Source organism: Anabaena sp. CCY 9402-a (assembly GCF_963920945.1).
Taxonomy (GTDB): domain Bacteria; phylum Cyanobacteriota; class Cyanobacteriia; order Cyanobacteriales; family Nostocaceae; genus Trichormus; species Trichormus minutissimus.
Map to the genome: position 1 here is coordinate 59799 of NZ_CAWUDL010000001.1, position 12982 is coordinate 72780.

16 protein-coding genes are annotated in these 12982 nt (G+C 41.1%); 6 read left to right on the forward strand and 10 right to left on the reverse strand.

The features are described 5' to 3' along the window. Nucleotides 1–7: 7 nt before the first annotated feature. Both ACM0OR_RS00240 and ACM0OR_RS00245 read right to left on the reverse strand, forming a co-directional pair. Nucleotides 8–886, reverse strand: coding sequence for a fructosamine kinase family protein (locus tag ACM0OR_RS00240; protein ID WP_323265118.1), 879 nt, complete (start codon nucleotides 884–886; stop codon nucleotides 8–10). A 68-nt stretch (nucleotides 887–954) separates the two neighbouring features. Further along, nucleotides 955–2235, reverse strand: a complete 1281-nt coding sequence (locus ACM0OR_RS00245) for a M16 family metallopeptidase (RefSeq protein WP_414574544.1) — start codon at nucleotides 2233–2235, stop codon at nucleotides 955–957. Nucleotides 2236–2502: 267 nt separating this feature from the next. Between ACM0OR_RS00245 and ACM0OR_RS00250 the strand changes: the two genes are divergently transcribed. Together ACM0OR_RS00250 and ACM0OR_RS00255 are read left to right on the forward strand one after the other, a co-directional pair. After that, on the forward strand, nucleotides 2503–3507 hold the full coding sequence (locus ACM0OR_RS00250) for a hypothetical protein (RefSeq protein WP_414574545.1): 1005 nt from the start codon (nucleotides 2503–2505) through the stop codon (nucleotides 3505–3507). A gap of 476 nt (nucleotides 3508–3983) precedes the next feature. Beyond that, nucleotides 3984–5084 (forward strand): ParM/StbA family protein, encoded by a 1101-nt coding sequence (locus ACM0OR_RS00255; RefSeq protein ID WP_414574662.1) that lies wholly within the window; start codon nucleotides 3984–3986, stop codon nucleotides 5082–5084. A gap of 223 nt (nucleotides 5085–5307) precedes the next feature. Here the strand turns inward: ACM0OR_RS00255 and ACM0OR_RS00260 are convergent, their stop codons facing one another. From ACM0OR_RS00260 to ACM0OR_RS00270, 3 genes are read right to left on the reverse strand one after another with little or no spacing between them, the layout of a single operon-like run. Further along, nucleotides 5308–5535, reverse strand: coding sequence for a type II toxin-antitoxin system HicA family toxin (locus tag ACM0OR_RS00260; protein ID WP_414574546.1), 228 nt, complete (start codon nucleotides 5533–5535; stop codon nucleotides 5308–5310). Then, nucleotides 5528–5737 (reverse strand): type II toxin-antitoxin system HicB family antitoxin, encoded by a 210-nt coding sequence (locus ACM0OR_RS00265; protein WP_414574547.1) that lies wholly within the window; start codon nucleotides 5735–5737, stop codon nucleotides 5528–5530. Before ACM0OR_RS00265 ends, ACM0OR_RS00260 begins: the two co-directional genes overlap by 8 nt. A gap of 10 nt (nucleotides 5738–5747) precedes the next feature. After that, nucleotides 5748–5909: a hypothetical protein gene (locus ACM0OR_RS00270; RefSeq protein WP_414574548.1), complete on the reverse strand. Its 162-nt coding sequence runs from the start codon at nucleotides 5907–5909 to the stop codon at nucleotides 5748–5750. An 8-nt stretch (nucleotides 5910–5917) separates the two neighbouring features. On the opposite strand from ACM0OR_RS00270, the gene crtD reads away from it, so the two are divergent. Both crtD and ACM0OR_RS00280 read left to right on the forward strand, forming a co-directional pair. Beyond that, nucleotides 5918–7432, forward strand: coding sequence for a C-3',4' desaturase CrtD (gene crtD, locus ACM0OR_RS00275; protein WP_414574549.1), 1515 nt, complete (start codon nucleotides 5918–5920; stop codon nucleotides 7430–7432). 180 nt (nucleotides 7433–7612) lie between these two features. After that, nucleotides 7613–7972, forward strand: a complete 360-nt coding sequence (locus tag ACM0OR_RS00280) for a Dethiobiotin synthetase (RefSeq protein WP_323264994.1) — start codon at nucleotides 7613–7615, stop codon at nucleotides 7970–7972. 25 nt (nucleotides 7973–7997) lie between these two features. Here ACM0OR_RS00280 and ACM0OR_RS00285 read toward each other — a convergent pair whose 3' ends face one another. Both ACM0OR_RS00285 and ACM0OR_RS00290 read right to left on the reverse strand, forming a co-directional pair. Beyond that, a complete protein-coding gene (locus tag ACM0OR_RS00285; protein ID WP_414574550.1) occupies nucleotides 7998–8210 on the reverse strand; it encodes a hypothetical protein in 213 nt (70 codons plus the stop codon). Nucleotides 8211–8706: 496 nt separating this feature from the next. After that, on the reverse strand, nucleotides 8707–9318 hold the full coding sequence (locus ACM0OR_RS00290; RefSeq protein WP_323264991.1) for a hypothetical protein: 612 nt from the start codon (nucleotides 9316–9318) through the stop codon (nucleotides 8707–8709). Nucleotides 9319–9540: 222 nt separating this feature from the next. On the opposite strand from ACM0OR_RS00290, the gene ACM0OR_RS00295 reads away from it, so the two are divergent. Both ACM0OR_RS00295 and ACM0OR_RS00300 read left to right on the forward strand, forming a co-directional pair. After that, a complete protein-coding gene (locus ACM0OR_RS00295) occupies nucleotides 9541–9807 on the forward strand; it encodes a type II toxin-antitoxin system ParD family antitoxin (RefSeq protein ID WP_414574551.1) in 267 nt (88 codons plus the stop codon). Then, a complete protein-coding gene (locus ACM0OR_RS00300; RefSeq protein WP_323264990.1) occupies nucleotides 9804–10112 on the forward strand; it encodes a type II toxin-antitoxin system RelE/ParE family toxin in 309 nt (102 codons plus the stop codon). The genes ACM0OR_RS00295 and ACM0OR_RS00300 overlap by 4 nt, the downstream gene beginning before the upstream one ends. A 43-nt stretch (nucleotides 10113–10155) precedes the next feature. On the opposite strand, the gene ACM0OR_RS00305 is transcribed toward ACM0OR_RS00300, so the two are convergent. The 3 genes from ACM0OR_RS00305 to ACM0OR_RS00315 all read right to left on the reverse strand — a co-directional run bounded on the left by ACM0OR_RS00305 (nucleotide 10156) and on the right by ACM0OR_RS00315 (nucleotide 12729). Further along, entirely contained in the window at nucleotides 10156–11202 is a 1047-nt protein-coding gene (locus tag ACM0OR_RS00305; protein WP_323264989.1) for a zinc-dependent alcohol dehydrogenase, read from the reverse strand. 210 nt (nucleotides 11203–11412) lie between these two features. Beyond that, the gene (locus ACM0OR_RS00310) at nucleotides 11413–11604 is read right to left on the reverse strand and encodes a hypothetical protein (protein ID WP_190704661.1); all 192 of its coding nucleotides are present in this window, start codon (nucleotides 11602–11604) and stop codon (nucleotides 11413–11415) included. Between the two features lie 63 nt (nucleotides 11605–11667). Continuing rightward, a complete protein-coding gene (locus ACM0OR_RS00315; protein ID WP_414574552.1) occupies nucleotides 11668–12729 on the reverse strand; it encodes a glycosyltransferase family 4 protein in 1062 nt (353 codons plus the stop codon). Nucleotides 12730–12982: the final 253 nt, after the last annotated feature.

The window sequence follows — 12982 nt, forward strand, 5'->3', positions numbered from 1 at the left end:
GAGTAACTCATCCCTCTTTCCTTACGCGCAGGATTTGTTCAATCATGCGATTAACTTGGGAAGCATAACTACCACCAAATAAATTGAAGTGATTCAAAATGTGATACAGGTTATACAGGGTTTTACGAGTTTCGTAGCCTGCATCTAAAGGGAAGACTTCGTTATAACCTTGGTAAAAAGCGGCTGGAAAACCACCGAAAAGTTCTGTCATGGCGATATCAACTTCGCGATCGCCAAAATAAGTGGCTGGATCAAATATCACTGGTTCACCTGCAACCGTACACCCAGCATTTCCACCCCATAAGTCACCGTGTACTAAGGAAGGTTGGACTTGGTAATCTGCCAATAAATCAGGAATAGCTGCTAGTAAATCATCTTGTTTGGGAAAGTTACCACCCCGTCGCCTTGCTAATTGGAACTGATAGCCAAGACGGTGTTTAGCATAAAATTCTACCCAGTCTGCTGTCCAAGTGTTGATTTGGGGTGTAGAACCGATAGTGTTATTCATCTCCCAGCCGAAACCTTGCTGGCTGGTGGCTTTGTGCATCGCGGCTAACTTGCGTCCCATTTCCGCCCAGGATTTGCTGTTACCTCCTCCCATTTCCAGCCATTCCAGGACAATATAACCAGAATTCCCAGCTATACCCCAGCAAATCGGTTTTGGTACGAGAATTGTATTAGTATCGTACATCTGCTGTAACCCCAGCATCTCCGCCTCAAACATAGCAACTAGAGATGCTTGGTTGAGCTTGACAAAGTACGTCATCTGACCATCAGAGACAGCGTAACCTTGGTTAATACAACCACCACTAAGCGATCGCCTGTGTTGACTCTGAAATTTTTCGCCAGTTACCCGGCTAATATGGGCATCGATTTCAGTCCACATCATTAAATTGGGGAGAAGGGAATGAGAAACTTATGTATTCTCCCACACCCCACTCACTACTCACTAATTCATTCTGGTTTGATGACAACTACACTATAAGCTTCTGGGCAAAGGTATTGATTAGCTGCTAAGAGTAAATCTTGGGCTGCTTGGGCTTGAATATGGGCTGGGTAGTTGAATGCTGGTTCTAAATCTCCTACCAATGAATGATAAAAACCATATAAGCCGGTGCGATCGCTTGGGGTTTCGTTGGCGAAAATAAATCTGTTGGCGACGCGCTTTTGTACACGGGCGATTTCTTTTTCTGTGACTAATTCTGTTTGTAATAGGCGGATGTGTTCTGCGATCGCTTCTTCTACAGCTTGTAAATTTTCTACTTCACACTTAGCAGAAATATAAAACGTCCCTTGTAGGCGATTACTCATATTGCTCACGCCAATAGAAGAAACTAGTCCCCGTTCTTCCCGCAAATCCTGTACCAATCTTGATGTCCTTCCGTGTGCCAAAATTCCTGCTAACACATCCAAGCCATAAGTTTGCTCTAGCTGATTCATCCCCGGAACTCGCCACAGCATGACTAATCTTGCTTGCTGGAGACTTTCATCAATAAATTCTTGACGAACAATTTCGGTAAACGCAGGTTCGAGATTAAGGGATTGGGGGCTGGGAACTGGATACTGGGTACTGGGATTGTTTTGGGTGAATCCTTCAGCGATGATTGCAATTAATTCTTCTTCAGGTAAATTACCCACAGCTACCGCCGTCATGGAGCGGGGTTGATACCAAGTATGGTGGAAATCTCGCATTTGCTGGGCTGTCAGTTGGGAAATCACAGATTCCGGCCCCAAGACTGGACGGCGATAAGGTAACTCTGCAAAAGCTGCTTCCATTGATCGGCGGAAGGTGCGGCGGCGGGGGTTATCTTCAGAACGTCTGATTTCTTCTAAAACTACCAATCGTTCCCGTTCAAATGGTTCATCGGGAATACTAGCATTTAATACTACATCTATTTGCAGGGGAGCTAGTTCAGCAAAATCCTTGGGGGCGGTGGTGATGTAGTAATGGGTGTAATCTTGACTCGTGGCGGCGTTAGTGACAGCACCACGTTCTTCTATTTGTCGTTCAAACTCACCGCTAGCAATTCGCTCAGTTCCCTTAAAAATCATATGCTCTAAAAAGTGAGCCATGCCGTTAATTTCATCAGACTCCACTGCTGAACCAATATTGATCCACAAGTTGAGGTTTACAGCTTCCACCGGCATTTGTTCAACTATGATGGTCAAGCCATTGGGTAACTGATGTATTTTGGGGGCGTTAAGGCGCGGAAATTTTAACAGGGTTGAGGTCATGGGTAGTGGTGAGTGAAGATAGCTCTTACTTCTTTATCTTAATTTGCCAGCAGAAACCAAGTGCAGCTTTAGGGGAACTTAAGGATAAATGATTGTCAAAAATAAAACAGACTTTTTTTGAAATTCAAAGTTGCTATTACCTGAATTTTCCAATTCATATGTAAGTTTGGGTTAGAATACTAAAGAAAATGATGACATATATAATACAGCTTATTTATAATATATAAATAATTATACTTAAGTCTCTAATGAGGAAGGTAGTCATCCATGTCTGACGATTCTCATTCTAATTCTGCTGTCAACGCTGCCGCTACAACCAAGATTCAACACGCCAACTTACAGGATTTACCTTCAGCTAACAGATTATATAGGGGTGGAATTAGACCTGGTGAACCTTCAAGAACCAGTGTGCAAGCCCAAGAAATGTTAGAGAAGATTCCCCCATCTCAACGTGCAGGTGTTGACGGAAAATCTGCGGCTAGCAATGCGGAAAAGTATCTAGACGGTAAACACGCTAGTCATATCGAACCTCATAGCAAAGGTGGTTCTAACAATCCCAACAATATCAAATGGGAGAATGCCAAAGATAATATCGCTCGTGGTGATAAAACCATGACTTGGCAGGAGAAAATGAGATTAGATGCCAAATGGCAGTTTGACAACCTAAGAGGTGCTGTCAAAGCAGGTTTTCAAGCTGCACCTTTGGGGGCTGCTGTTGGTGCAGTAACAGCCGCACCTTTTTCCCTTCTAACTAATGCAATGCGCGTAGTCCGAGGGGAAATTTCTGCACAGGAAGCGACTACAGCAACATTAAAAGATACCGTCATGGGTGGTGCAGTTGGGGGTGCAACGGCATTTGCAACCACAACAGTAGCAGCAGCTTTTCCACCAATTGCGATCGCATTAACCACAGTAGCACCTGCGTTAGCTGTTGTTGGTGCTGCGGGTATGGTTATTGAGTTTTTCAAAATCCTGGAAGACCATAAACAAAAGGTAAGAACTTATTACGAATCTTTAACGCAGCAAGAGTTAGCAAGATTACAAGAAATTGAAAATGAACTGATTTATGAACACCAAAAAAATCTAGATTTCTTGGCTGAAATGAAAACCATTAATCAAGAAATTATAAATCGTCCACTTGCACCTGGGATAGAAGGAGCTATGGAACGGTTACGTGAATCAATTGCTATTGCTCAATCTTTAGGACTCACATCAGCAGATAGTAAGTTGTTGCCTGATTCTCAAATGCCTTACCTTCCTCCTCATTCCTAAATAATTTAGTCAAAAACCATATGATTTTTATACTACCTTTTTTGTTCGGTGCTATAAGGGCAGCAGTTGATGCTGTTGCAGGTGCTTTTACTGCTCATGCTGCTGGAGAAAAAGACAGAGAAGAAGCCAAGCATCACAGAAAAATTGCCAATGAGTTAACAGACAAATACGCTTCTTTAGAGAAGAAATATTATGAATTTGCTGATGAAAGTAAAAGGCAGATTGATGATCTAACTCGTCAACACGCATTAAATGAAGTAGAAAAAGACTGTTTGAGGTTAGCAATAAGATTGCAGCAAAATCTTATTTATTTAATGTGGGAAATTGATGGAGAACCTACAGCAGATACTTTAAACATATTTCAATCAGCAGTAGAACAAACTAATCAAGTTCTTTCTCAATTAAAAGAGGATTTAATTATTGTTCCAGATGACTACTATGCACGTCTTTTAACAGCAATAAAAGTAACTCCACCAATTAACACTTTTAATCCCAACAATGATAATGGTAAAATTACGCACATTAATGCTCATTATGAAACTACTATCAGTCATATTGACAAGAAAACTATCCTCAGTATTGATTTAGGTGGAAGTTTTACGAAAGCTTGTGTGATGTGCGATCCTGAAAATGTGGTCTTCATCCCTTCTAATGTCAAGCCAATTTCAGTTGAAGACATCGAAAATGGTGTATTTGAGTCTAGACCGACTGATCATCCTTTACTAAATCTGTGGATAGAACATCAAGGTAGCGGTTATGCTATGGGTCAATTAGCAGCTGATTATGGTGCAAATTTCGGTATTGGTCAATCTAAACTGGAAGATGCACTAGTAAAAGTATTAACTGTAGCCGGCTACTTTAAACTCAAAGATGAAATATCTGTAGTAATGAGTTTACCTTTTTTCTCTCCACAGCAATTTGAAAGTGAGAAAGCACAGTTAATTAATATCATTACTGGCAACCATTTCATTAAATTTTGTGATTCAGCAGTGGATTTGAATATTTCTAAGGTGTGGATAATACCAGAAGGTTATGGTAGTTTCCTTTGGCTTGGATGTCAACGTATTAAAAGATCAGGTAATCCTGATTTTACAAAAGCTCCATTAGCTGTTGTTGATATTGGTCATCAAAACATTAATTTGCTTATAGTCGATAATTTTAAATGTGTTAGAGATGCTTGCAAGAGTGAAGAGTTTGGAATGAGTAAGTTTTATGAGATAATTGCAGCAGAAATAAAAGGTGCTGATACTCCATTATTAGACCTAATTGCTGCCGTTAAAAAACCAAATAGCAAGGGATTATATCTTCCTAAATGTGCTAATAAACTTACTAAAATAGATGATTCACTTCCTAACTTAATTGAGCAATTTGCACGCGAAACTTGTAGTCGCTTATTTGCTTGGTTGCCAGAAAAAGTGACAGATGTAATTATTACAGGTGGGGGCGGTGAGTTTTACTGGGAATATGTGCAAAGGTTGCTAAAAGAAGCTAATATTAACACTTATTTAGCTAAACCTTCGTGCCTAGCTAATGCTTTGGGACAGTATATTTACGGTTATTCAAATATAAAAAACTAAATCTACTATTCCTGAATAAAATACCTTCCCCTAAATTTTGAGGGGATACCCCGGATTTCTCACCAATTCTTGCAACCTCAGTTTAGAGTCCGTAGGGGCGGGTTGAGCGAAATCTTCGTGAATGATTCGAGTATATCTGTGAACCCGCCCCTACTGTTTGTGAAAAATGCGGGTAATCACCTATTTAGCACAGGATTTGTAGATTTTACCCTTAAACCTGATCTTACAAATTCTCAATCAATTCTTCTATTGTTACTTGTGCTTGCTTAAGAATGCCACTTAAAGTGCCAATTTTCAGTTCTCTATGCAAAGGTACAACACAGCCAATTTCACCATCTGAAGTAGCCTTTTTCATCACAACATGGCTACCAGTTTGGCGAACTTGCTCGAATCCTAAACGTTCTAATGCCCGAATCACTTCTCTGCTGGATATGCGTGGCATTTTAGGCATAGCTAATCTCAATGCTAGTCACAAATCTGGGAGATGTTTCAGGTGAGGGAAATTCTTCCAAATAAAGCCGCGTGGCTTCTCGCAAACCTGCGATCGCCTGTTCAATTGTTTCTCCCTGATCTACTGTGCCAACTTCTGGGCATTCAGCCACATACATATCATCTTCTTTGTAGACAATAACCGTAAAGCTCCTGGTTTTCATAGACTTGAGCTTAAATGTGTTCGCTAGTCAGCATAACATTTCTACTCTTTGACGAGAGTGGAGTAGGCATTGTCAAAATGAGAATATTACAAGTTTCTTCTTCGGCGATCGCCTCTACTTCACTGCGATTAGCTTGTAAAATTATGAGTAGGAATATTAATTTTTGTAACACTCATATTAATGTCTAATATTTTTGTTGATCAAAGTAAACCTCGTGTAGTCGTCATTGGTGCGGGAATTGGTGGACTGACGGCGGCTGCATTATTAGCCCATCGTGGTTACAGCGTGTTAATTCTAGACCAAGCCATTGTTCCAGGCGGCTGTGCTTCCACATTTAAACGCCAAGGCTTTACCTTTGATGTTGGTGCAACCCAGGTAGCAGGTTTAGAACCAGGAGGAATCCATCATCGGATATTTTCGGAACTAGAAATAGATTTACCAGATGCAATCCCTTGTGACCCAGCTTGTGCAGTCTTTTTACCTGGGGAAAATACACCGATTAATGTCTGGCGTGACCTTGAGAAATGGCGGGAAGAACGGCAAAGGCAGTTTCCTGGTAGTGAACCTTTTTGGCAGTTGATGGCGACTCTATTTAATGCCAGTTGGGAATTTCAGGGGCGTGACCCTGTTCTACCACCGCGTAATTTGTGGGATTTAGGACAGTTAATTCAAGCGGTACGTCCGAGTACATTTATTACTGCACCCTTCACCTTGTTAACTGTGGGTGATGCTTTAAGATTATTTGGGTTGGGAAATGAACGACGACTCAGGACATTTTTAGATTTACAACTCAAGCTATATTCTCAAGTCAGTGCTGAAGAAACAGCTTTACTTTACGCCGCTACAGCCTTGAGTGTATCCCAACTACCCCAAGGATTATTTCACCTCCAGGGTAGTATGCAGGTATTAAGCGATCGCCTAGTTGAAGCTTTAGAAAGAGACGGTGGTAAATTATTAATGCGCCACACTGTCGAAAAAATCACAGTCGAAAATGGCAAAGCTACGGCTGTTGTCATCAGAAATCAAAAAACAGGCGAAGTTTGGACGGAAACCGCAGATCATGTAGTTGCTAACGTCACCGTTCAAAACTTAGTGCAACTATTAGGAAAAAAAGCCCCTTTTGGCTATAAACAGCGTGTGGAAAAGCTACCCCAAGCATCCGGCGCATTTGTAGTGTATCTAGGAGTAGATGCTAGTGCTATTCCTTTGGATTGTCCGCCCCACTTGCAGTTTATGTATGATGCGGATGGAGAGATTGGGGAGAATAATTCTTTGTTTGTGTCAGTCAGTCACGCGGGTGATGGTCGCGCACCAGAAGGGAAAGCCACAATTATCACCTCATCCTTTGTAGACCCTGAACAGTGGTGGCGTACTGAAGATTATTCAGGACTCAAACAAAAGTTTACCCAAGAAGCGATCGCTAAACTAGCTCAATACTTCTATCTCAAACCAGAAACCATAGTTTATCAAGAAGCTGCCACACCCCGAACTTTTGCCAACTTCACAGGGCGCGATCGCGGTATAGTTGGCGGTATTGGTCAAAGAATCCCCACCTTTGGCCCCTTTGGTTTTGCTAATCGTACACCCATCCAGGCCTTATGGTTAGTCGGTGACTCCACCCATCCAGGAGAAGGTACAGCCGGGGTAAGTTATTCCGCCCTGACAGTCGTCAGACAAATTCAAGCGGAATCTTAATGTTACATACAACATATAAGGATATATTTATCCTAGACTTACGGGATGCGTAGATTAAATTGGCTTGTCGTCAGACATTGCCCTTGAGGACTTAGCACCAAACGGTGACATTCCATATAGCAAAAGATAGCGCATAACCAAGTATCTATACTGTGTAAAAACTTACGCTACGCTGGATAGATGAATTACGAAACAGCTCGCAAACTCCTAGTAGGGCAAACAACAGCAACTGAGGATAGCTCAGATGCCTTATTGACGCGGATGAAGTGGGGAAAGCCACCTGTACCCGGTCAAATCACCTCGATTTTATTAGCTTTGAAAGTGGTGTTTGAAGCCCTGAAAGAATCCCCCAGCCTAGATAAAGAGCTAACTTTTGCCCTTTATCAATTAAGTATTAAGGCGCAGCAGCTATTTGTAGCAGGACGGAGGGCTGGTGTAGATTGGCCGCCATTACTCAAGGAAGATTTGCTGAGAATTGCTTTAGCTGTGGAAAGTATTTTTTCTGGCGTTTGGCAAATCCCGCCTTCTGGAAGTTTTTAGGTAGTAGGAAATAGATAACTTGAGACTAAGCACTCATAGATTCAGAGGTCAGCAACCCAGACATATCCAATACTCGCTGTGACCAAGTAGATGCAGCCGCCGCAATACGTGCTGTCTCTGTTGGCTTGTCCCAAATATTTATCCAGTCTTGTTTCCATCCCTGTAGTAATTCTTGGAGTTGATTTAATTCAAAATTATTTGTCTCATTTTTTTGTTGTACCAAAGACAAATACAACAAACTTTCTTCTCAATACCTCTCGGTTAAGCTTATTTATTGCCAAAATTAGTGGAGGGTAACATGGCTAAAAACCTGAGAACTTCGTGAGTAAAATCATTTTAAGTTTTCTAACCGAGAAGTATTGACTTTCTTCTAACAATACTGGAACTAATTCACGGTTAGCATTTTTTTGTGACCAAGAGTTGAGGCGTGCTAAACAAGCTGCCAATTCTCCCAACTGTTGTGCGTGGGGTTGGCGTACAAAAATAGCTTCAATTGCACTCCAGTTTGGTATTACAATCCTCCTAGCAATCGTTTGGTAATTTGATTAACTATTGAAATTAATCCTACTCAGCAATCAACAACGTCAATTTATACACTAATGAACGTAGCCTAGCCAAGTGGGTGATTTTTAGTTGCAAGTGCAAAACTTAGCAATCTGAACAACAAAACCCCGACTTTTCAAAAGAGTCGGGGTTCTAGTTTCTCAAAACTAATTAGGACTGTCATATCCTAACTAACGATTTCGCAGTTCTGCTTCTAACTTATCTAAGTCAGTTTTGAGTAAAACAGTCATTTGGCCTGTGAAAGCCTTACCGGTTCGTGGTTGGGCAATTTCTATCCAATAGGCGTAGCGATCGCCTACTCGTAATTCTCCCCTTAAAGCTTCTCTAATAGGAGTTTTCGCAAAACGCGCCGAGTTAATTGCACTCTGGTTAGGATATTCATAGATGGGTTGAGCATTTTTAAAGTCTTGATAAATATCTAAACCGTAAATTACCCGCAATGATTCTTGCAAACGCTGAAAACTCATGCCGTTAACAGCATCGTACATAGCTAGACGCTCGTAGCGAATCCTACTCCGGTCTTTGGTGAATTCTACTCTACCCGGAGGCAATACGGAAGCCTGAAAAGTAAATCGCTGGGCTGCTGTATCACTCTTTTGAATATATAATTTCTCTCCCCTACCAGGGCGTAGGGTGGGATGAGCTTTAATCCAAGTACCAACTTCCTCTGTACTTTGTCCTGGTAAAGCATTTGCTTTGGTATCAAATAGCATTCCCGCGCCTAGCCCAGAAACTAGAGAACAGGCGCAAATCAAAAAGTTAAGCTGAGATTTTTTGAGCATTTTCCTATACGGGAATCACAGAAAAATTTCTTCATTGTGTGGTGACAATGAAGGGATAACTATAGGATTCCCGTTTTATAGAAAGATAATGTCAAATTAGAATGGTAAGGTGTCTTGACAACGGATAGATGAGGATAAAAACAGATAAATTTGTACCTCAGCAGACAAGGCAACGCTATATAAACGCTCTATCATAAGAGAAAGGCAAGAAATAGAATAGTTATGAGTATTACCTTAAGCCCAGAGCAAGAACAGATAATTCAAATTTTGCTAGCCACAGGGAGATTCCACAGCGTTGATGAAGTAATTAAAAGTGCATTACGCCTTTTAGAAGAAGAGACTATTTCTAATCAAGGGTGGCTTGAAGAAACTCGCACCAAGATTGATGAAGGGATAGCATCACTTGAAAGGGGAGAAGGAATTGATGGTGAAACTTTTGTGAATCAGCTTTTAACACAGTTGCAGCAAGCAAAAAAGGCTGAAAAATGAATCGGTATATTATCTCACTACCTGCTTCTCGTGATTTACAAGCTATTGCAGATTACTTCGCGGTAGAAAATGTTGAGGCTGGTGAGCGACTTTTATATGCGTTTAATCAAAAATGTCAACAACTCGTTAGCTTTCCTCATATGGGGAGAAAATATCAAGATTTGCTTCCAGACTTAAGAGGACTTCCATTAGATGGATATATTATTTTCTACATAATTACTAATGACGGAATTGAAATTGTTAGAGTTGTCAGTGCCAGACGTAATTTAACATCTCTATTTGCAAATCCAGAAGAAAACCTATAATTAATAAACTTATTAGTGCCATATTAAATCCCTTATTTTCTTCTTAAGAATTAATAGCCACTTTTATTACTTTCCGCGCTTTCATATCATGAAAAACTTGTTCTAAATCTTTTAATGGTCGCTGTTCACTAATCAATAATTCAAAGGGTATTTTACGACTAGCAATCAATGACAGCGCAGCCCGCACATATTCCGGGGTGTTGTGAAATACGCCTTTTAAGGTGAGTTCGCTGTAGTGTAATTGTTCTGTGTTGACGGTAATTGTTGTATCTCGTGGACAGCCACCGAATAAATTAACGGTAGCACCAGGGCGGGCGCAGGCGATCGCAGTTTCCCAAACGCTGGGTACTCCCGTCGCTTCAATCACCACATCTGCACCCCAACCTTCGGTAAGTTCTTTCACCACACCAGGAATATCTAGTATTTGATGATAGTTAAAGGTTTTAGCTGCACCAAGTTTTTGACCAATTTCTAGTCTGTGGTCGTTACCTCCCCACAGCAGCACCTCAGTAGTCTCCGCCAAAGTTGCCACAAACATTAACCCAATTGCCCCATCGCCCAAAACAACTACTCTATTTTTGGGTTTAACATTAGAACGGGCGATTCCATGCAGCACACAAGCCAAAGGTTCAGTCATTGCTGCCAATGCTAATGGCAACTTATCAGGAACGCGCAACATATTATGCTGCACAATGGGGGCAGGAATTTTTAAATATTCCGCAAATGTGCCGTTATTCCAAGTTAAATGGGGACATAGAGAATATTCTTGACGTTGACAAAAAAAACATTTCATGCAGGGTGCAGAGTTATTGGCGACGACGCGATCGCCTACGGTGGGGCGTAGCCCATCGCCTACTTGCCAACCTGTCACACCTCCACCTACTGCGACAATTTGCCCTGCTACTTCATGACCAAACAAAGTTGGCAGTTTCAACATCTTGGCATGACCACCACGCCGCCAAACTTTTAAATCTGTACCACAAGTAGTAGCAACCCCTACTTTAATTACTACTTCACCTAAATCTGGAGAGGGGTCTGCAACCTGTTCTAAGCGTAAATCTTCTTGACCATAAAGTAATGCTGCTAACACAGCCTTCTACCTATTAATTTAGCTCCACCTGATTTTATCAGGTAGAGCTAAAAATTACATATTTAAAAACTAAGAGATTACAGTACAGAGGAAAGAAACAACTCAGCACCCGCTAAACGCCGCGCTACCGCTAACACAACTCATAACCGGCTAAACGCTGCGCTACCGCTAACAGCACGCTGCTCAACGCCCCGCTACCGCTAACAGCACTCATAACTCAGCACTCACAGAAGATTGAGCAACTACACTAGTGTTGCGAGTGTCCACATTTGGTAAGCGATTAGTATTTAAAAGCGGAACTTCTTGTCGGCAAGACAAACAGAACCAATACAATTCACTGTGACGAACGTGGCGCAGGAGAGAACCACCGCAACATGGGCAATTGTTTGCTCGCATACTCATCATACCAATGTCCTCTTCAAAAAATTATTGTTGAAAAATGTTAAAAAAAGTTGTTGTTTAAAATTAGATTTGAGCCGCATGAATATAGCCATTTAATTGGATTTGATTATTGATCACTTGTTCATAGACGGCTTCATATTTGTTAACCATTTGGATAACACTAAATTTGTCTTCTACATATTCTCTACACTGGCTACGATTTAATTCCAGAGCCGCCGGAATCATCTGAGCCATTTCATCATAGGTTTCGCAAATAAAACCTGTTTTGCCTTGTTCTATCACTTCTCTTACAGAACCTCGATTCATGGCAATTACTGGTGTACCAGTCGCCATTGATTCAATCATCACTAATCCAAAAGGTTCTTGCCAGCTAACAGGGAAAAGAGTTATTGCAGCGTTACCAAGTAATTGAGCTTTTTGTGTATGGTTAATTTCGCCTAAATATTCTATCTGCTGCCCATCTATATGGGGAAAAATTTCTTGTTCAAAAAAATTGGCATCGACTACATCAACTTTCCCCGCCATCTTCAATTGCCAGCCAGTTTTTTTAGCAATTGCGATCGCATATTGTGGCCCCTTTTCGGGAGAAAATCGCCCTAAAAATGCTAAGTATGGGGGTTCTTGTGGTTGGGCAATGAATGGATAATCTGCTGTTTCAATCCCGTTATAAACGGTTTTAATATAGTTGAGATTAATTTGACGTTGGGCGTTGCTAATACTGACGTATGGCTGCTTTTGGTGATGACTAAAAACGTTCTGGTTATCTTTAGTAAAACTACCGTGCAGGGTGTGTACTGTCGGCGTTAAAACCAAACTCGCCAAGGGTAATGCCGAAATCCCTATATGGGAATGAATCAGGTCGAATTCCTCTGCTTGTTGGTAAACTTGGCTAAGTTCTAGAGTTTCATATACTGCATACTCTTGGACTGTATTGTCGAAGCGTAATGCACGCGGATAAACTGCTGCTAAATTAGCCAGGGTTTGAGAATCACCAGAAGCAAATAATGTAACCTCATGACCACGACGTACTAATTCATTGGTCAAGTGACTCACTACCAGTTCAATCCCTCCATAATTGGGAGGTGGAACTTGTTCCCACAGGGGGGCAACTTGAGCGATTTTCATAGATTGTTTTGGTTCTGTCGGTAAGATGCTCCCCACAATAAAAATCTTCAATAATATTATGAGGAAATAAAATTATTACTGACAATTTTGCAATTTAAATTAACCTAATTGATACCTGAAAGGGTAATCTTGGTTAATTTGAGATCATGCGTCATACGTCACTAACCCACCGCCTTTTAAATATAACTCATGTATTCTAAGTTTCATCTACCTTGGGGATCAGAAACTAGTAAAATATTTTGTAGCAGAACTC